The sequence below is a fragment of the Labedaea rhizosphaerae genome, assembly GCF_004362825.1.
GTDB classification, from domain to species: Bacteria; Actinomycetota; Actinomycetes; order Mycobacteriales; family Pseudonocardiaceae; genus Labedaea; species Labedaea rhizosphaerae.
Genome location: NZ_SNXZ01000008.1, coordinates 237,614 through 256,459, shown reverse-complemented (window position 1 = coordinate 256,459; position 18,846 = coordinate 237,614). Strand labels below are relative to the sequence as shown.

General features: G+C 70.3%; 18 protein-coding genes. 11 read left to right on the top strand and 7 right to left on the bottom strand.

Annotated elements, in window-relative coordinates:
• Nucleotides 1-8 precede the first annotated feature (8 nt).
• Both map and EV186_RS33870 read left to right on the top strand, forming a co-directional pair.
• Nucleotides 9-779 (top strand): type I methionyl aminopeptidase, encoded by a 771-nt coding sequence (map, locus tag EV186_RS33875; RefSeq protein WP_133853577.1) that lies wholly within the window; start codon nucleotides 9-11, stop codon nucleotides 777-779.
• A gap of 76 nt (nucleotides 780-855) precedes the next feature.
• Entirely contained in the window at nucleotides 856-1,305 is a 450-nt protein-coding gene (locus tag EV186_RS33870) for a L,D-transpeptidase (protein ID WP_133853576.1), read from the top strand.
• A 52-nt stretch (nucleotides 1,306-1,357) separates the two neighbouring features.
• On the opposite strand, the gene EV186_RS33865 is transcribed toward EV186_RS33870, so the two are convergent.
• Nucleotides 1,358-3,295, bottom strand: coding sequence for a beta-propeller domain-containing protein (locus EV186_RS33865; protein ID WP_133853575.1), 1,938 nt, complete (start codon nucleotides 3,293-3,295; stop codon nucleotides 1,358-1,360).
• Nucleotides 3,296-3,400: 105 nt separating this feature from the next.
• Between EV186_RS33865 and EV186_RS33860 the strand changes: the two genes are divergently transcribed.
• On the top strand, nucleotides 3,401-4,204 hold the full coding sequence (locus EV186_RS33860; RefSeq protein ID WP_133853574.1) for an SDR family oxidoreductase: 804 nt from the start codon (nucleotides 3,401-3,403) through the stop codon (nucleotides 4,202-4,204).
• Here EV186_RS33860 and EV186_RS33855 read toward each other — a convergent pair.
• Nucleotides 4,197-5,804: an acyl--CoA ligase family protein gene (locus tag EV186_RS33855; RefSeq protein WP_133853573.1), complete on the bottom strand. Its 1,608-nt coding sequence runs from the start codon at nucleotides 5,802-5,804 to the stop codon at nucleotides 4,197-4,199. The two genes, EV186_RS33860 and EV186_RS33855, sit on opposite strands and share 8 nt — an antisense overlap.
• A 95-nt stretch (nucleotides 5,805-5,899) precedes the next feature.
• Here EV186_RS33855 and EV186_RS33850 point away from each other — a divergent pair, with 95 nt between their 5' ends.
• The 3 genes from EV186_RS33850 to EV186_RS33840 all read left to right on the top strand — a co-directional run bounded on the left by EV186_RS33850 (nucleotide 5,900) and on the right by EV186_RS33840 (nucleotide 7,872).
• Nucleotides 5,900-6,463, top strand: a complete 564-nt coding sequence (locus tag EV186_RS33850) for an HdeD family acid-resistance protein (RefSeq protein ID WP_208115915.1) — start codon at nucleotides 5,900-5,902, stop codon at nucleotides 6,461-6,463.
• 96 nt (nucleotides 6,464-6,559) lie between these two features.
• The gene (locus EV186_RS33845; RefSeq protein ID WP_133853572.1) at nucleotides 6,560-7,147 is read left to right on the top strand and encodes a MerR family transcriptional regulator; all 588 of its coding nucleotides are present in this window, start codon (nucleotides 6,560-6,562) and stop codon (nucleotides 7,145-7,147) included.
• Between the two features lie 74 nt (nucleotides 7,148-7,221).
• Nucleotides 7,222-7,872: an RES family NAD+ phosphorylase gene (locus tag EV186_RS33840; RefSeq protein WP_133853571.1), complete on the top strand. Its 651-nt coding sequence runs from the start codon at nucleotides 7,222-7,224 to the stop codon at nucleotides 7,870-7,872.
• A 32-nt stretch (nucleotides 7,873-7,904) separates the two neighbouring features.
• Here the strand turns inward: EV186_RS33840 and EV186_RS33835 are convergent, their stop codons facing one another.
• Nucleotides 7,905-8,327 carry a MarR family winged helix-turn-helix transcriptional regulator gene (locus EV186_RS33835; RefSeq protein ID WP_133853570.1) on the bottom strand — a complete coding sequence of 141 codons (423 nt, stop codon included), beginning with the start codon at nucleotides 8,325-8,327 and terminating at the stop codon, nucleotides 7,905-7,907.
• 72 nt (nucleotides 8,328-8,399) lie between these two features.
• Here EV186_RS33835 and EV186_RS33830 point away from each other — a divergent pair, with 72 nt between their 5' ends.
• The 3 genes from EV186_RS33830 to EV186_RS33820 are packed head-to-tail and all read left to right on the top strand — an operon-like array spanning nucleotide 8,400 to nucleotide 10,703.
• Complete coding sequence (locus tag EV186_RS33830; RefSeq protein ID WP_133853569.1) at nucleotides 8,400-9,410, top strand: NADP-dependent oxidoreductase; 1,011 nt, start codon at nucleotides 8,400-8,402, stop codon at nucleotides 9,408-9,410.
• 10 nt (nucleotides 9,411-9,420) lie between these two features.
• Complete coding sequence (locus EV186_RS33825; protein ID WP_133853568.1) at nucleotides 9,421-9,831, top strand: organic hydroperoxide resistance protein; 411 nt, start codon at nucleotides 9,421-9,423, stop codon at nucleotides 9,829-9,831.
• Nucleotides 9,832-9,839: 8 nt separating this feature from the next.
• Nucleotides 9,840-10,703, top strand: a complete 864-nt coding sequence (locus EV186_RS33820; RefSeq protein ID WP_481808316.1) for a patatin-like phospholipase family protein — start codon at nucleotides 9,840-9,842, stop codon at nucleotides 10,701-10,703.
• On the opposite strand, the gene EV186_RS33815 is transcribed toward EV186_RS33820, so the two are convergent.
• Together EV186_RS33815 and EV186_RS33810 are read right to left on the bottom strand one after the other, a co-directional pair.
• Nucleotides 10,700-12,655, bottom strand: a complete 1,956-nt coding sequence (locus EV186_RS33815) for a S9 family peptidase (protein ID WP_133853567.1) — start codon at nucleotides 12,653-12,655, stop codon at nucleotides 10,700-10,702. The two genes, EV186_RS33820 and EV186_RS33815, sit on opposite strands and share 4 nt — an antisense overlap.
• Nucleotides 12,656-12,716: 61 nt before the next feature.
• Nucleotides 12,717-13,772, bottom strand: a complete 1,056-nt coding sequence (locus EV186_RS33810) for a TerC family protein (RefSeq protein ID WP_133853566.1) — start codon at nucleotides 13,770-13,772, stop codon at nucleotides 12,717-12,719.
• 295 nt (nucleotides 13,773-14,067) lie between these two features.
• Here EV186_RS33810 and EV186_RS33805 point away from each other — a divergent pair, with 295 nt between their 5' ends.
• Nucleotides 14,068-16,968, top strand: a complete 2,901-nt coding sequence (locus tag EV186_RS33805; protein ID WP_208115914.1) for an alpha/beta fold hydrolase — start codon at nucleotides 14,068-14,070, stop codon at nucleotides 16,966-16,968.
• Complete coding sequence (locus EV186_RS33800; protein WP_133853564.1) at nucleotides 16,965-17,897, top strand: ABC transporter permease; 933 nt, start codon at nucleotides 16,965-16,967, stop codon at nucleotides 17,895-17,897. Before EV186_RS33805 ends, EV186_RS33800 begins: the two co-directional genes overlap by 4 nt.
• 1 nt (nucleotide 17,898) lies before the next feature.
• On the opposite strand, the gene EV186_RS33795 is transcribed toward EV186_RS33800, so the two are convergent.
• Entirely contained in the window at nucleotides 17,899-18,303 is a 405-nt protein-coding gene (locus EV186_RS33795; protein WP_243754437.1) for a VOC family protein, read from the bottom strand.
• Between the two features lie 8 nt (nucleotides 18,304-18,311).
• Nucleotides 18,312-18,743: a VOC family protein gene (locus EV186_RS33790; protein WP_133853562.1), complete on the bottom strand. Its 432-nt coding sequence runs from the start codon at nucleotides 18,741-18,743 to the stop codon at nucleotides 18,312-18,314.
• Between the last annotated feature and the right edge of the window lie 103 nt (nucleotides 18,744-18,846).

Here is an 18,846-nt window from a genome sequence, read left to right as displayed (position 1 = left end):
TTATCCGCATGATCGAGCTCAAAACCGCCACCGAACTGGCGGCCATGCGGGAAGCGGGGCGCGTGGTCGCCGCCGCGCTCGCGGCCGTCCGGGCGCACGCCGGGGTGGGCGTGCCGCTCACCGAGCTGGACGAGGTCGCCGACGACGTGCTGACCAAGGCCGGTGCCAGGTCGACGTTCCGCCACTACCACCCCGGCTTCGCGCCGACGCCGTTCCCGGCCGTGCTCTGCCTGTCGGTCAACGACGTGATCGTGCACGGCATCCCCGACCGCACCCGGCTCGCCGACGGCGATCTGGTCAGCGCCGACTTCGGCGCGGAACTCGACGGCTGGTGCGGCGACTCGGCGATCAGCTTCACCGTCGGCACGCCCCGCGCGGCCGACCGCACGCTGATCGACGACACCTTCGCGGCGCTGCACGCCGGCATCGCGGCCGCCGTCGTGGGCAACAGGATCGGCGACATCGCCCACGCCGTCGGCGCGATCGGCCGGGCCAAGGGCTACGGCATCCCGGAAGACTTCGGCGGCCACGGCATCGGACGGCGGATGCACGAGGCGCCGTCGGTGCCCAACGACGGCCGCCCGGGCCGGGGCATGCGGTTGCGCCCGGGCATGACGCTCGCCATCGAGCCGATGTTCATGGCCGGCGGCGAGGACGACTACCGCACCGCGCCCGACGGCTGGGCCCTGGCCACGGTCGACGGCAGCCGCGCGGCGCACGCCGAGCACACGATCGCCGTCACCGAGGACGGGCCGGTCATCTTGACAGAAGGTGATTGACCGGTCGCTAAAACGGGTACTCCTGCTGTGCAGCACCAAACACGAGCTCGTTCGCGAGCGGATGGGAGGTCCAGTCATGGGAAAGCTGCGCAGTGTCGCCATCGCTGCCGCGGCCGTGGCCACGGTGGGGACGGCAGGGGTTCTCGCGGCACCCTCCGCTGCCGCGACGACCGCGAATCCAGGGTGTAGCGCGAAAGCCGACGTGTGCCTCGACCTGAGCATGACCGAGGTCTGGCTGATGCACGACGGCAAGGTCACCTACGGGCCGGAGCCGACCACCGTCGGCCGCCCCGGCTACGAGACACCGACCGGCACGTTCACGGTGCAGTACAAGGACATCGACCACTGGAGCGATGCCTACGACGCGCCGATGCCGTACTCGGTGTTCTTCACCAATACCGGTGTCGCGTTCCACGAGGGCAGCCTTGCGGTGCCCTCGCACGGGTGTGTCCACCTCGGACACGGTGACGCGGTGATCTTCTACAACAAGCTGCAGCCCGGTGACGTCGTAGAGGTCCATGCCTAAAATCGACAGCACCGTGACAAGGGCGGGGCCACCACGGCCCCGCCCTTTCGCGTCAGCTGAACGGGATCCAGGCCCGCTGCTGGAGTCCGTTCAGGGCGCTCACGAGCATCCCGTTGCCGGACACCGTCCACAGGTCGTCGCCGATCACCATGCTGCGCTGCATCGGCCCGTTGGCACCGGGATGGGCCAGGGTGCTGGTCTGGCTGAGCGTGTTCCCGGAAAGGCGCAGCACCACCGCTTGTTCGGCCGGTGACTCCGGGCTGGTGGCCGGCAGCACGATGGTCCCCGTCTTCGGCCAGTACAGGAAAGCGTGCGGATCCACTTCGGCCTGCGACCAGGCCTGCGGCACCGTGTAGTTCGCGACCCTGGTCGGTGCGTTCGGGTTGTGCACGTCGAACACCGAGACCTGCAGGCCGGTGCGCTGCCCGCCGTCGGTGGCGTCGGCACCGACCCCGATCAACCGCCCGCCGCCCGCGTCGTGCAGGTAGGCGGAGTAGCCGTTGACCTTCAGCTCGCCGGCCTTGCGCGGGTGGCGGGGATCGCTGAGGTCGATGACGTAGAGCGGGTCGGTCTGGCGGAAGGTGACCACGTAGCCGACGTCGCCGAGGAAGCGCGCCGCCTGCAGCCGCTCCCCCTGGCCGAGCCCGTCGAGCCGGCCGAGCTGCACGAGCTGGTCGCCGTCGCGGCGCAGCACGGACACGGCGTTGTCGGTGCCGGTCGTGGTCGCCACCCGCAGCGTGCCGTCGAACTCACCCAGCGAGTACTGGTTGAGCATGCTGCCGCTGACCGTCCCCGACGCCACGTACGGCGGCTTGCCCGGGCCGGACGTGTCGAACTGGTAGATGACCGTCTTCTCGGCCTGCGGCGCGAACCGCTCGCCGTAAGGCATCGGCCGCAGGTGGTGGTCGTCGGCGACGTAGAGGTTCTTGCCAGTGCCGTAGACGGTGTCGCCGTCGGCGACGATCGAGACCGGGTCGCCGGTGCCGAGTTCAGCGGTCAGGTCGAAGGTCAGCACGGTCAGCATCGAGGTGCCGGAGAAGTCGGCGGGGTGGCTGATGTCGTCGCAGTCGACGAGGCGGCCGCTGGTCGTCTTGGACCCGGAGGTCAGCTCGTAGCGGGGCAGCCAGTCGTCGATGGTGGACTCGTCGAGGATGCGCAGGTTGTTCTCGCGCATGGCGTTCGGCTTCGCGGTGCCGTCGGGCGTGTCGAACTTGAGCGTCGGCGCGGACCGCAACACCACGCGGGCGACGTGCCCGGTCTGCCGTGCGTCCACATAGGAACCGTCGATGTCGAGCGAACCGAGCACCCGCACGCCGTCGGAGATGTCGGCCAGCACGAGGGACGCCGCACCGCCGTAGGGACCGACGTAGCCGCCGTCCGGCCCCGGAGCCGGTTTGGCGATCCCGCCGTCGCCCAGGTACGCGCCCAGGACGACCAGCACCCGGTTGCCGTCCAGCAGCAGACCCGTCGCGTTGCCCTGGGGGAGCTTGGCGCTGCCGGTCAGCTTGTGCGTCGCGGCGTCGACCACCCGCAGCGTTCCGTCCACAACGGACACCACGCGAGCGCCGTCGGTCTTGACCAGGTCGGGTTCGTCCACACCCGCCTCGTGGACGTTCGTGGTCGAGTGCTCCGGCGCGGCCGCCTTCGCATCACCGGAGCCTTCGCCGGAGTTCGGCGTGGCCGCGGACCCCTGTGGGACCCGCGGTGCGGGCACGGGCGCCACCTCGGCGCCGCCGGAGTCGGCGATCGCGTACTCGCCGCCGAAGCCGTACGGCCCGACATATGGTCTGGCGGCCTCACGTAAGTTCTGCAGCGCGGCGTCACAACTGTCATAGCCCGCAAGGCTGATCGACCCGCGGGTCACGACCGGTCCCGCGACACCCGGTGTCGTCGCAGGTCCGCCGTTGTTGAGCGCGACCACCACGGCGATACCGGCAACACCAACGGCGGCCACGGTGCCGAGCCGCCAGAGTCCACTCACTCGTTCCATGCCGCGAGGACGGAACCATCCGATCGAAGGGTTGCGCGAGTTTGGTCACGAATTGAACGCGGCCGGGTTGACCTCCACCAATGTCGAGCATTTAGCGTGGCTGCCATGACGATCTTGGTTACCGGCGCGACCGGCAAAGTCGGTGGCGCGGCGTTGCGCCTGCTGCGTGCGAGCGGAGCCCCGGTGCGCGCGCTGGTCCGCACGCCGTCCGACCTCCCCGAGGCCGTGCGCGGCGACCTCGCCGAGCCGGCGAGCCTCGGCGCGGCGCTGACGGGCGTGGACGCGGTGTTCCTCGTCTACCCGACCCTGCAAGCCGACCACGCGGCGCCGGAACTGATCGCCGCGCTGGCCGAGCACGGGCGGCACATCGTCTACGTGTCGGCGCGCGGCGCGGACCCGGCGAAGGACGCGATCCTCGGTTCGCACGGCAAGCTGGAGCAGTTCATCGCCGACTCCGGCGCACCGTGGACGTTCCTGCGACCCAGCGGGTTCGCGGGCAACACGCTCGGCTGGGCAAGCCAGATCCGCGCGGGCGACGAGGTCCGCTGGTTCCACGGCGGCGCGAAGCGGGCGCTCATCCACGAACGCGACATCGCCGCGGTCGGCGTCGCGGCCATCACCGGCGGGCACCACGGCGTGGCGTACGACCTCAGCGGTCCCGAACAGCTCACCCAGGTCGAGCAGGTGACCACCATCGGCGACGTGCTCGGCCGGTCGTTGCGCTTCGTCGAACTGGACCCGGACACGGCCAAGCGCGAGCTCTTCCCCGACATGCCGGGCATCGTCGACGGCCACGCCGCCATGGTCGCCAACCCCGAGCCGGTGGCCGACACCGTCGAGCGGGTGCTCGGCCGCAAGGCCCTGACCTACCGGCAGTGGGTCGAGGACCACATCGCGGACTTCAGTTGATGCGGGAGGTCCGGTCGCCCCACTCGCGTTCGCGCAGCTGGAACTTCTGGATCTTGCCGGTGGAGGTCTTCGGCAGTTCGGCGACGAACTCGATCCGCTCGGGCACCTTGTAGCGGGCGATGCGCTCGCGGGTGTGCGCCACGATCTCGTCCACAGTTGCTTCCTGGCCCTCGCGCAACACGACGAACGCCTTCGGCCGCTCGCCCCACTTCTCGTCCGGGACGCCGACGACCGCGACCTCGAGCACCGCGGGGTGGGCGTCGATGGCCGCCTCGACCTCGATGGTGGAGATGTTCTCGCCGCCGGAGACGATGATGTCCTTCGCGCGGTCACGCAGTTCGATGTAGCCGTCCGGGTGCCAGACGCCGAGGTCGCCGGAGTGGAACCAGCCGCCGCGGAAGGCGTTCGCGGTCGCCTCCTCGTCGGCGAAGTAGCCGGTCATGACGTTGTTGCCGCGCATGACGACCTCGCCGATCGTCTTGCCGTCACGGGGCACGTCGTTGTTCTCCGCGTCGACCACGCGGATGCCGTCGGTGACGAGGTTGCCGACGCCCTGGCGGGCCAGCAACCGGTTGCGCTCGGCCGGGTCGAGCGCGGGCCAGCCGTCCTGCCACTCGCACACCGTGTACGGGCCGTAGGTCTCGGTGAGGCCGTAGACGTGCACGATCTCCGCGCCGAGGTCGTTCATGGTGCCGATGACGGTCGGGCTCGGCGGTGCCCCTGCCGTCGTGATCACGACGGGGTTCTTCATCGGGTGCGCCTGCTTGGCGTTGGCGATCGACACGAGCACGGTCGGCGCGCCGTTGAGGTGCGTGACGCCCTCGGTGTCGAGCAGGCGCCAGATCTCCGCGGGGTCCACGGCGCGCAGGCACACGTGCGTGCCGCCGATCGCGGTGACCGCCCACGTGGTGCACCAGCCGTTGCAGTGGAACATCGGCAGCGTCCACAGGTACACCGACGACGGCGAGTGCTTGGAGTGGATGATCTCCGCGAGCGAGTTCAGGTAGGCGCCGCGGTGGTGGTACATCACGCCCTTCGGTGACCCCGTGGTCCCGGACGTGTAGTTGATCGAGATGGTGGACCGCTCGTCCTCGACCGTCCACGGCAGCGGGTCGTCACTGCCGCGGGCGAGCAGGTCCTCGTAGGAGCTGCCGCCGACCCGTTCGTCCGGCGTCGCGCCGGAGGCGGGGTCGGTCAGCGTGACGACGTGGTCGACGCCGAGTTCGTCGACCACCGGTGCGACCGTGGCGTGCAGGCCCGCGTCGACGACGAGGACCTTCGCGCCGGAGTGGCGGCAGATGTGAGCGACCTCGGCGGGCGCGAGCCGGGTGTTCACGGCCACGAGCACCGCGCCGGCGAGCGGCACGCCGAAGTGCGCGACGAGCATCTCGGGCAGGTTCGGCAGCAGGTAGGCCACCCGGTCGCCGGGCCCGACGCCGATGGCGCGCAACGCCGACGCCAGCCGGGTCGCCTCGGCGGCGAACTCCCGGTAGGTGACGCGCCGGTCGCCGTAGACGATGGCGGTCTTGTCGGCGAACACGTCCGCGGACCGTTCGAGGAACGCGAGCGGCGTGAGCGGGGTGAACGAAGGCGAGGTCACTTCCCCATGATCCGCCTGGGTGAACCCGGGTACAACAGCGGTTGCCGCGCCGCTGACCCGCCCTGATCATTGGTTCGACCCGACAGGAGGCGGCCGTGATCGAGCTGATGTGCCGGCAGTGGTGGGTAGTCGTCGTACGCGGCGCGATCGCCGTGTTGTTCGGGATCATGGCGATCGCGTGGCCGGGCATCACGGTGCTCGCGCTCGTGGTGCTGTGGGGGATCTACGCGGTGGTCGACGGGCTCACCGGGCTCTCGATCGCGTTCACCGCGCGCCGTGAACCGGACCCGCACCGCTGGCTGTACGGCCTGCTCGGCCTCGCCGGTCTGGTCGCCGGGCTGATCGCGATCTTCTGGCCCGCGATCACCGCGCTGGTGCTGCTGGTGATCATCGCGACCTGGGCCGTCATCGCGGGTGTGGTCCAGCTGATCGCGGCGTTCCGGCTGCGCAAGGAGATCACCGGCGAGTGGTTCCTCGCGTTGTCCGGTGCGGTGTGCATCGTGCTGGGCGTCCTGCTGTTCACCCAGCCGGGCACGGGCGCGATCGCGCTGGTCGTGGCGATCGCGACGTTCGCGATGGTCTGGGGCGTGAGTCTGGTCCTGCTCGGGTTCCGGCTGCGGAAGGTGGGCCGGCAGCTCGCCGCGAACCAGCCGGTCTGATACTCTGCGTGGTGGATCTTGTGCGGTTCGTGTCGATCTCCGTGAGTTCCCGCACAAAAGGCGCACGAAAGCGCACATCCAGGCTAGGCTGTGCTCATGACAACAGTGGCCTTGGAAGACGTGCTGGCGAAGGTTGGCCTGAAGGTCAGCGCCGGGCAGTTCCTGACGCTGGTCGAGGACGCGGCGCGCCGCCTCTCACCGCCCAACCCGGACCCGGGCCACTACTTCTCCGCCGACCAGCAGGCGGCCCTGAACGACGTCGGCCTCGACCTGTCCCCCCGCGCGGGCGACGAGGTGGACGGGCGCGCCAAGACCATCGCCGCCCAGGCGGTGCTGCGTGACTCGGCGCTGACCGTCACCGACGCGGCCGCCACCCTCGGCGTGGACACCAGCCGGGTGCGCCACCGCCTCGCCGCGGGCCGGCTCGCCGGCTGGAAGGACCGCGGCGGCTGGCGGTTGCCCGCGTGGCAGTTCACCAGCGGCGGCGTCCTGCCCGGGCTCGAACGCGTGCTCGCGGCGCTGCCCGGCGACCAGCCGGCCCTGGTGATAGCCGCGTTCATGACCACGCCGCAGGAAGACCTGCGGCTAGCCGGGGAACCCGCGACCCCGAGGCAGTGGCTGCTGGCCGGCGGCGACCCGACACCGGTCGTCGAACTCGGCAGCGTGCTCGGCACGCCCGTGTAGAGCGCAAACCTGCCGAGAAAGGGAATGACGGGACCGGTGTGCCCTGAGCGCGCCGGCCGGTGAAAAGGAAGTACATGGCCCGGCTCCCCATGCCGCCCGATTCGCACGCGCTCGCCGCGCTGCTCCGCCCGGAGGACATCAAGGAGGTACCGGTCAGCACCCGGCTGGTCCGGGTGTTCACCGCCGGTGGCACCCACCCGCAGCAGTGGAACGAGTTCCGCTACGCGGGGCCGTTGCCGCACGCCCGGTTCGACCCGCACCCGGTGTCGATGACCGGGAAACCCACCGTGTCGCTGGCACACGGCGTGCTGTACTTCGGGTTGTCGGCACGCACCTGCATCGCCGAGGTGTTCCAGCAGACGTCCATTGTGGACCGTCGCAGCCGGTTCCCGCACCTGGTGGTCTTCCGCCCCGCCCGGCCGCTGCGGCTGCTGGACCTCGCCGAGCTGTGGCCGACGCGCGCGGGTGCGTCCCAGGAGATCAGCGCCGGGCCGAAGTTCGTCACGCAGGCGTGGGCGCGGGCCATCCGCGCCGCCCACCCCGACCTGGACGGGCTGTGGTACCGGTCCTCAATGGATTCCGGGAACCCGTCGGTGTGCTTGTGGGACCCGCCCGCATCCGCCGTCATCCCGCCGACGCCCGATGTGTTGTTGCCCTTGAACCACCCGGGCCTGGACCTGCCGCTGGCCCGGATCTGCGAGGAACTGAACTACACGCTGCTCTGAAGGAAAAGTCCTAGCGCCTTCGACGGAAAGCCTCAGCCACGCACCAGCTTGGCGAGCAGGTCACGCAACACAGTCTGGTCCTCCGGTGTGAGCGCGGCGAGCGGGCGGGCGGCGAAGTCCAGCGACCGCGCGAGATCATCGGCCACCTCCTGACCGCGTTCGGTCAGGGCGATCCGCTTGACCCGGCGGTCGCTCGGATCGGGCTCGCGGCTCACCAGCTCGCGCGCCACGAGCCGGTCCACGATCCCGGTCACGTTCGACGGGTCGCACTGCAGCAACTCGGCGATCCGCCGCATCCGCAACGGCTTGTACGTCAGCATGCCCAGCGCCTTCGCCTGCACGGGCGTGAGCTGGTGGCTGCCGGACGCGCGCTCGTACTCCTGGTTGACGCGGCCGATGATCTCCCCGATCAGGCCGACGACCTCCGCTGTTCGCTCATCCGTGTGCCAACTCACCCCACCAAGAGTAGCGCAGATGCTTGAGGTGCATAAACTATTGAAGTAGCCCAAAGGTCTAGGAGGCCCCGCATGAGCACCGCCACCCGTGAGATCCACCTGGCGTCCCGCCCCACCGGCTGGCCGGGTCCGGAGAACTTCCGCCTGGTCGAGACGACGCTCGAGGATCCGGCGGACGGGCAGGTGCTTGTGCGCACCCTGGTCATGTCGGTCGACCCGTACATGCGCGGCCGGATGAACGACGTGAAGTCCTACGTCCCGCCCTTCCAGGTGGACAAGCCGCTCGAGGGTGGCGCGGTCGGCGAGGTCGTCGCCTCGGCGGCCGACGGGTTCGCGCCCGGCGACCTGGTACTGCACAACTACGGCTGGCGCGAGCACGTCCTGGCCGACGCCAAGGCCCTGCGCAAGGTCGAGACGCCCGCCGGGCTGAACCCGTCGGTGTTCCTCGGCGCGCTCGGCGGGGTCGGGCTGACCGCGTACGTCGGGCTCTTCGACATCGCCGCCTTCAAGGAGGGCGACACGGTCTTCGTCTCCGGTGCCGCGGGCGCGGTCGGCAGCCTGGTCGGCCAGTTCGCCAAGCTGCGCGGGGCGAAGCGGGTCATCGGCAGCGCGGGCTCGGCTGAGAAGGTCGCCTACCTGACCGACGAACTCGGCTTCGACGCCGCGTTCAACTACCGCGACGGTGACGTGCGCGAGCAGCTCAAGGCCGCCGCGCCCGAGGGCATCGACGTGTACTTCGACAACGTCGGGGGCGACCACCTCGAAGCGGCCATTGCCTCGCTCAACCTCTACGGCCGCATCGCCGTCTGCGGCGCGATCTCGCAGTACAACAGCACGGAGCCGACCCCGGCGCCACGCAATCTCGCCCTGGTGATCGGCAAGCGGCTGACCATCCGCGGCTTCATCGTCAGCGACCACGGCGACCGGATGAAGCCCATGCTCGCCGAGGTCGGCGGCTGGCTCACCGAGGGCAAGATCCGCTTCAACGAGACCACCGTGCACGGACTGGAGAACGCACCCCAGGCGTTCCTCGACATGATGCGCGGCGCCAACACCGGCAAGATGCTGGTCGAGCTGAGCTGAAAGGACCCCGATGAAGATCCTGTACACCGCCGTCGCCACCGCGACCGGGCGTGAGGGCAAGGCAAGCACTTCCGACGGCAAGCTCGAGGTCACCCTCGCGCCGCCCACCGAGATGGGCGGCAGCGGCGAGGGCACCAACCCCGAGCAGCTCTTCGCCACCGGGTACGCGGCCTGCTTCGCGAGCGCCCTCGGTGCGGTCGGCCGGCGCCAGAAGGTGGACACCGCGAACGCGTCGGTGACCGCCGAGGTCGGCATCGGCCCGGACGGCAAGGGCGGCTTCGGCCTGGCCGTGAAGCTGAAGGTCACGATCCCGGACGTCGACCGGGAGACCGGTGAGCAGCTGGTGGAGGCGGCGCACCAGGTGTGCCCGTACTCCAACGCCACCCGCGGCAACATCGACGTCGACCTCGAACTGGTGTGACGCCCGTGCTGGAGCTGCCACGCCCCGTCGGGTTCGTCCTCGGCGGGGGCGGCAGCCTCGGCGCGAGCCAGGTCGGCATGCTGCGTGCGCTGGCCGAACACGGCGTGACGCCGGACCTGGTGACCGGCACGTCGGTCGGCTCGCTCAACGGCGCGGTGCTGGCGCGCGCCGGGGAGATTCCCGTCGAGCGCCTGTCGGCGATCTGGACCTCGATGACCCGTCGCGCGGTGTTCCCGGGCGGCCCGCTCGCGCAGGCCGTGACGCTGCGCAAGAGCCGCACGCACCTGTTCACCAGCGTGGGCCTCGGCGCCCTCGTCGACGAGGTGCTCGGCTCGGACACGACCTTCGACGACTGCGCCATCCCGCTCGGCGTGGTGGCCATGGACGTGGCGACGACGCAGGCCGTGCTGCTGCGCGAAGGCCCGCTGAAGCCCGCGGTGCTCGCCAGCGCCGCCATCCCCGGCATCTACCCGCCGGTCGAACTCGGCGACGGCCTGTACTACGACGGCGGCGTGGTGGCCAACGTGCCGATGCGCCAGGCGGTCGCCATGGGCGCGAAGTCGTTGGTGGTGCTGGATTGCGCGTTCCCCAGCCGCCTGCCCGCGGCGCCGCGCACCATCGCCGAAGTGGTGTTCATGGTGGCGATGGTGGCCATGCGCCAGCAGGCGGTGCTGGAAGCACCGGCGATCGCCGCCGAGCTACCGGTGGTGTACCTCCCGGGACCGCCGCTGATCCGGGTGTCCCCTTTGGACTTCACGCACACCGCCGAACTGCTCGGCGAGGCTTATGTTGCCGCGAGTGCTTTCCTGCACGACCTGCGGGTGAGCGGCCCCGGTCTGTACCAACAGGCCGGGGCCACCGTCAACGACTAGACCGGCAGGTGGCGCGACCACCACTCCAGCACCGCGTCGAAGCGTTGCTTGCGGTGCTTCGGGCGCCCGGACCGGGTCAGTTCGTGGCCCTCGCCGGGGAAGATCAGCATCTCTGTGTCCACGCCGTTCTTCTTCAACGCCACGAACATCCGCTGCGCCTGCTCGATCGGGCAGCGCCAGTCGTGTTCGGAGTGGACGATCGCGAACGGGATGTGGATGTCGTCGGCGTAGGTCAGGGGGCTGACCGCGCGACGCGCCTCCGCGCCGTAGCCGCAGTAGCCGTCGGCGAAGAACCAGCCGATGTCCGAGCTGCCCGCGAACGAGTCCCACGCGTTGACCGCGCGCTCGCTCCACGCCGCCACGAACCGGTCGCCGTGCTTGGCCGCGAGCCAGCCGGTCATCCAGCCGCCGTACGAACCGCCCATCACGCCGACCCGGGTCTCGTCGCACTCGGGGCGCTCCAGTGCGGCGTCCAGAACGGACAGCACGTCGTCGACGTCCACGGTGCCCAGCGCGCCGACGATCGCCTGCCCGTGCGCCTGCCCGTAGCCGGACGAGCCGCGCGGGTTGGCCAGCACGACCGCGTACCCGGCGGCCGCGTACACCTGCGCCTCGTCGAAGAACCCCCAGCCGTGGTACATGAACGGGCCGCCGTGCACGTGCAGCAGCACCGGGTGCGGGCCGTCGCCTTCGGGCAGCACCAGCCAGCCGTGCGTCGGGTACCCGTCCGGCGCGGCCGCCTTGATCTCCACCACCGGACGCAACCCCGCCGCCTTCAGCGGTGCGGAGAAGTCGGTGAGCACCCGGCTCTCCCCCGCGTCGACGACGACCACCTCGCCCGCACTGTCCGGTGTGGACACCACGGCGACCACTCGCCCGTTGTGCGCGGCGAACGCCCGGACCTGCCCCTGCTCACCGGCGAGCACCGGCAGCTCGGACAACGTCCGGACGGTGCCGTCGACCGGCACCTCACGCAGTTCGATCGCGCCCCGGTTGCGCACGGCCACCAGCACGCCGCCGGGCACGAGCACCGGCGCGCCCGCACCCCGCTCCACGTCGACGGTTTCCTCGTCGGTCAGCCGCACCGGCGCCGCGCCGGGACGCACCGACCACACGCCCGCGTTGCGCGCCTCGGCCTGCGGTCGGCCGTGCTCGTCGGCCGGGGTGTGGTCACCGAGCAGCACGACCGTGCCGTCGGCGAGCACGACCGGCAAGCTGGCGTCGCCTTCGATGCTCGCGACGAGCTCCGGTTCGCCGCCGTCGGCGGGCACCGCATAGAGGTCGGTGATGAGCGTGTCGTCCACGCCCCAGTCCTTGCGCGCGGCGACGTAGACGCGCGTGCCGTCGGGGCTCCACGCCGGATCGCCCGGTTCGGCGTTGCCCGTGGTCAGCTGCTTGGCTTCGGGCTCGTCGGCCAGCGCGTCGACCACGAACAGCTGCAGGGGCTGGTCGTCGACGAAGCCCACGTTGTCGAGCCGGTAGAACAACCGGGTGATCCGCCGGGGCGCCTCCGCGGCCGCCTCGATCACCTCGGAGTCGTTGTCCGGCAAGGAAATACCGTAGCGACCCGGCTCCGGCACCCGCGTGCAGAAGGCGATGCGCCGCGAGTCCGGCGCCCACACCGGCGCGCCCGCGCCCCCCGGCAACGACGTGACCTCACGCGCTTCGCCGCCACCGGTGGGCATCACGTGCAGCTGCGGTCGTTCCTTGCCCTTCGGACCGGACACCCGCAGGAAGGCCACCCACTGGCCGTCCGGCGAGATCGTCGGCGCGCTGTCCCGGTCGCCGTGGGTCCACGGCGTGCTGCCACCGCCGGTCAGGTCGACCCGGTGCAGGCCGCCACGGTTGCCGTCAACGGCGAGATTCGGCGTGGACAGCGCCACCAGGGTCAGGTCGCCGTGGACCGTGACCTCGGTGGGAGCCGCCAATAACTCGATGTCCTCAGGGCGCATGCGGCCGAGGCTACTCGCTCTTTAGCAAAGCTTAGGAACTTACCGTTACCAGTAATGCCGGTCAGGCCGCCTCACGGGCGCTGCGTTGTTCCGAGGCATCGGCATCGTCCCCACCGGGCAGTCCAGGGGTCTTGCGCACCGAATCGGGGTCCCGCCGAGCCTTGATGAGGCTGGCCACGGTGGTGATCAGCAGTACACCGACGATCACGGACAGCGACAGCGTGATGCTGATGGTCGGCACGTGCACGCCCTGCCCACCGTTGATGAACGGCAGCGTGTTGTCGTGCAGAGCCTCGAGCATGAGCTTCACACCGATGAAGCCCAGGATCGCCGAGAGCCCGATCGAGAGGTAGACCAGCTTTTGCAGCAACCCACCGAGCAGGAAGTACAGCTGGCGAAGACCCATCAACGCGAACGCGTTCGCGGCGAAGACCAGGAACGGCTCCTTGGTGAGGCCGAAGATCGCGGGTATCGAGTCGAGCGCGAAGAGCAGGTCCGTCGTGCCGATGGCGAACATGACGACGAACATCGGCGTGACGAGGCGCCGGCCGGACAGGCGCACGAACGACTTCGAGCCGTGGTAGTCCTTCGACACCGGGACGATCTTGCGGATGACGCGGATCGCCGCGTTCTCCTTGTACTCCTCGTCTTCCTCGCCACCGAGGCCCGAGCGGGCCATCTTGTACGCGGTGGCGACGAGGAACGCGCCGAAGAGCCAGAAGACCCAGCTGAACCGGTCGATGACCGCGGCACCGGCCGCGATGAACAGACCACGCATCACGAGGGCGATCAGTATGCCGACCAGCAGCACGCGGTGCTGGTGGACCACCGGCACCTTGAAGGCACCCATGATCACGACGAAGACGAACAGGTTGTCGACCGACAGCGAGTACTCGGTGATGTAACCGGAGAAGAACTCGATCGCGGGTGTCTTGCCGGCGAACGCCCAGAGGGCCGCACCGAAAACGGCGGCACACGCGATGTAGAAGACAACCCACCTGGCAGCTTCGCCGACGGTCACCTCGTGCGGTTTGCGGTCCACGATGACCAGGTCGACGGCGAGCAGGATCAGCAAGCCGACGATGGTCGCGAGCCAGATCCAGGCGGGGACGATCACGAGCGTTGACCTCCGGTTTCCGGGTGCACCTGCTTTTGTGCGCACGCCACCAACCGGAGGTCTCCTCCACCGGCCTTCCGGCCGGCCACCGGCACCGGGACCCGAGGCGGATCCGTGCTGACGACACCGGCGCTTAGGGAGTACTCCCCTCCACGTCCCTCCATTGTCGCGTGCGCCTGGCAATAACGCCAGAGGAACGGCTGGATACAGGGGGTTGTCCTGCATCACAACCCGTTGGGGTACCCGATCGGGTCACTAACAATCTTCTCAGCTTCACTCGAATACCTTGGGCGACGTGCGCCGCATCCCCCGATCCGTCTTCCGTTGGACCGCGTTTGCCGTGGTCGCCGCCTTGATCGTGATCACGGTGGTGTTGGTGACCCGGCCGTCGTCCACCGGGCAGCAGGTCCGCACCCAGGAGAAGGTGCTCACCCTTGTCGACGGCCCGGCGGGCAAACGCGCCCCGGTGGCCATCGACACCACCCTTTACCTGCCCGAAAAGACCCCTGCTCCCGCGGTGATGATCGCCCACGGGTTCGGCGGGTCGAAGCGCAGCGTGGACGCCGACGCGCGGGAGTTCGCCGCGCAGGGCTTCGTCGTGCTCGCGTGGTCCGCGCGGGGCTTCGGGCGCAGCGGCGGCACCATCGAGCTGAACTCCCCGGACTACGAGGTCGAGGACGCGAAGCAACTCGTCAGCTGGCTCGCGAAGCGGCCCGAGGTGCGTTTGGACGGTCCGGGCGACCCGCGGGTCGGCGTGACCGGCGGCTCGTACGGCGGCGCGCTCGCGCTGATGCTCGCCGGGGCCGACAAGCGGGTCGACGCGCTCGCGCCGGTGATCACCTACAACGACTTGTCCCAGGCGCTGTTGCCGAACACCGGAAGTACCGGCGCGATGCCGGCCGGCACCCCGGCCGCCGGGCCCTTCGGGGCCGACGGTGTGTTCAAGCGGGCGTGGGCCGGGATCTTCTTCGCGTCCGGCATGGGCGGCGGCGGGGACGCGGGCAGCTCGGGCCCGGAGGCGCCCGAGCCCGGAACCGTGTCCGGCTCCTCGGACGCCGCGGCCGGCGGGGACGCGGCGGCGCCCGCACCCGCGCCCTCGACCGGCGGCGACACCGCGGGTGGCGACCAGGGCGGCGACGCCCCGCCCGCGGGCGCGACCGGCGGACCGTGCGGGCGGTTCGGACTCGACGTCTGCAAGGCCTACGCGGAAGTCGCGACCACCGGTGTGCCGAGCGCGGAGACGGTGGCGCTGCTCAAGTCGGTGTCGCCGGTGTCGGTCACCTCGAAGATCACCCAGCCGACGCTGCTGGTGCAGGGCGAGCAGGACACGCTCTTCGGGCTGGACCAGGCCGACGCCAACGCCCGGCAGATCGCCGCGGCGGGCGGTTCGGTGAAGGTGATCTGGTACGCGGGCGGGCACGACGGCGGCCGGCCGGGTCCGCAGCTGCGGGAGGAGATGCGCAACTGGCTCGCCTACCAGCTCGACAAGCGCGGCACCGATCCCGGCACCGGCTTCGAGTACGCGGTGCAGGGCGCGTTGCGTGCCCAGGGCGCGCCGTCGGTGCGCGTGGTGCGCGCGCCCGCGTACCCCGGGCTGACCGGCGCCCCGGTGCAACGCCAGGCCATGGCCATGAGCGGCGCCGCGCAGACCGTGATCAACCCGCCCGGGGCCAACCCGGGTTCGGTGAGCAGCTTGCCTGGCCTTTCGTCGGTGCTCGCGGGCGCGGGCGGGCGGCTGTCCGGCCGGACCTCGATCGATCTGCCCGGGCAGTCTGCGATCTTCTCCGGACCGACCTTGGACGAGCAGCTGCTGATCGCCGGCTCGGCCACCGCCCGGCTGGACGTCTCCGCCATGCCCGGGCTGCCACCGTCGAAGACGGGCGCCGTGTTGTTCGCGAAGCTCTACGACGTCGGACCGGACGGCACGCGGATCCTGCCCGGCTCCGCGGTCTCCCCGGTGCGAGTGCCACCACTACCGGTTAACGGCGACTCGGTGAAGGTGACCGTTGCCCTGCCGGGCATCGTGCGGCCGGTCGAGTCCGGGCACTACCTGAGCCTGGTCGTCACCACCACCGACCAGTCCTACGCCACACCGCTGGAGCCCGCCGCCTACCGCATCGCCTTGGCCGACGACACCATCGCGGTGCCGGTCGTGCCCGGGACGAACGTGGGCGGCCCGGCGCCGGTCGGCCCGGTGATCGGCATCATCGTGGTGCTGGGTATCGGGGTACTGCTCGTGCTCGCGGTTGCCTTGCGGCGCAGGCGGTCCGGCCGTCCTGACCCCGAGCTCACCGACGTGCCGCTGGTGATCGACGGCCTGACCAAGCGCTACCCCGGCGGCTTGGTCGCCGTGGACGACCTCAGTTTCCGGGTGGACCGCGGCCAGGTCCTCGGCCTGCTCGGTCCGAATGGCGCGGGCAAGACCACGACGCTGCGCATGCTGATGGGGTTGATCCACCCGACCGGCGGCACGATCAAGGTGTTCGGCCAGGAGATCCGCCCCGGCGCACCGGTTCTGTCCCGCATCGGGTCCTTTGTGGAGGGTGCGGGCTTCCTGCCGCACCTGTCGGGCGCGGACAACCTGCGGCTGTACTGGGCCGCGACCGGGCGACCCGCGGAGCGCGCGCACGTCCACGAGGCGCTGGAGATCGCGGGGCTCGGCAAGGCCGTGAACCGCAAGGTGCGCACGTACAGCCAGGGCATGCGGCAGCGGCTCGCGATCGCGCAGGCCATGCTCGGCTTGCCGGACCTACTGGTCCTCGACGAACCGACCAACGGGCTCGACCCGCCGCAGATCCACCAGATGCGCTCGGTGCTGCGTGCGTACGCGGCGACCGGGCGGACGGTGCTGGTGTCCAGCCACTTGCTCGCCGAGGTCGAGCAGACGTGTGACCACGTGGTGGTCATGCACCGCGGTCGGTTGGTCGCGGCCGGGCCGGTGGACGAGATCGTGTCCGGTGGCGGCGAGGCGACGTTCCGGGTGGACCGCCCGGACGTGGCCGCGGACGTGCTGCGCGGCATCTCGGGCGTGACCGGGGTGGCCGTCGACGGCAGCGCGGTGCACGCCGAACTGGACGGCACGCCGCGTTCGGTGGCGATCGGCGTGCTGGTGTCGGCGGGTGTGGCGGTCGAGCAGGCCGGGCCGCGGCGCAGGCTGGAAGACGTGTTCCTGCAACTGGTCGGAGAGGACTCATGACGGAGGCGGACGAGTCGGTCCACACCGATCCGGCGGCGATCGCCGAACTGACCGACGCGGCGCGTGCCTCGCACCTCGGCGCCGGCGCGAGCGGCGCGGTCGAGGGCTACCGCGCGCGCCGCACGTTGCGGTTGCACGTGGAGCTGCGCCGGCAGTTGCGGCGCAGGCGGACCCAGTTGCTGTACGGGTTCCTCGTGCTGCTGCCGTTCCTGCTGGCGGTGGCGTTCGAGGTCGGTTCTTCGAACCCCAACCGCCGTTCGGGCGGCTTCGTCGACCTGGCGACGGCCAGCGCCCCGAACTTCGTGGTGCTGACGTTGTTCGTGTCGGGCACGTTCCTGCTGCCGATGATCGTCGCGCTGTTCTTCGGCGACACGATCGCCAGCGAGGCTTCGTGGTCGAGCCTGAAGTACCTGCTGGCGATCCCCGTGCCGCGGCACCGGTTGCTGGCGCAGAAGGCACTCGCGTCAGCGGTGCTTTCGTTCGCCGCATTGGTGTTGCTGCCGCTGGTGGCGTTCCTGGTGGGCCTGGTGAGCTACGGCGCAGGCGAAGCCGTGACCCCCACCGGTGACGCCGTCGACTTCCCCACGGCGCTGGCGGCGATCGGCATGTCGGTGGTCTACATCTCGATCCAGCTGATCTGGGTGGCCGGGCTCGCGATGTTCCTGTCCGTGCTGATCGACGCGCCGCTGGGTGCCGTCGGCGGCGCGGTCCTGGTGTCGATCCTGTCGCAGATCCTCGAGCAGATCACGGCGCTGGGCTCACTGCGGCAGTACTTGCCGACGCACTTCGCCTTCTCGTGGTCGGACCTGATCGCCACCGACATCGACTGGACGAACCTGGCCAAGGGAACGCTCTCGGCACTGATCTACGGCCTGGTCTTCGGCACGTTGGCCTTCCGCCGCTTCACCACAAAGGACATCACCAGCTGACTCAATGCAGGCAGAACTCGTTGCCCTCCGGGTCCTGCATCACGTAGACGGTGGGACCTCGGTCGGCGTGGGTCTCGAGGTGGCGCGCTCCCAACGCCATCAACCGTTCCACCTCGGCCGGTTTGTCGGCCTCGTCCACGTGGATGTCCACATGGCAACGGTTCTTCGCCGACTTTCCCTCCGGAACGCGCTGGAAGAACAACCGGGGCTCCACACCGGACGGATCCCGAACCGCCGCCACGTCCCGGAAAGCCGACCGCCGGTCAAGAACGATGCGTTCCTCGGCGGACATGCGGCCGGCCGCCACCAACTGCTCGACGAGGTCGTGGTGGTCCTCCACGACCGTCCCGAAGACCTGAGCCCAGAAGCGGGCCTGTGCATGCGGGTCAGCGCAGTCGAAAGCCACTTGTGTCCTCATTGGATGCAGAACTCGTTTCCCTCGGGGTCCTTCATGACCAGGCAGCGACCGTTGGGTTCGTTGCTCTCGTACTGCACCGACGCACCGGCCGCCACGAGCTTCTCCGAGTGGGCCAGCACCCGCTTCCAGCCCTCTTCCCCGCTGTTCGGGCCGCCGCTGACGTTCAGGTCCAAGTGGACCCGGTTCTTCGCGACCTTGCCTTCCGGCACCTGCTGGAAGAACAGCCGCGGGCCGGCGCCGGACGGGTCGATGGCGGCGCCGAAGGCGTGCCACTTCTCCTCGGGCATGCCGATCTTCGCCGCGAAGTCCTGCCAGGTCGCGAACCCGGGCGGGGGCTGCTGCTCCGCGTAGTCGAGGGCCAGCTGCCAGAACGAGGCCAGCGCTTCCGCGTCGTGCGCGTCGAACGTCACCTGCACTTTGATCGCCATGCGCGCAGGCTAACGGCCCCCACCGACAAAACCGCCCGATCGGTCACCGAACTCTGCCGCTTCGATTCCGGATCATCCCAACCACGTGCACGGCGGCCCGCGC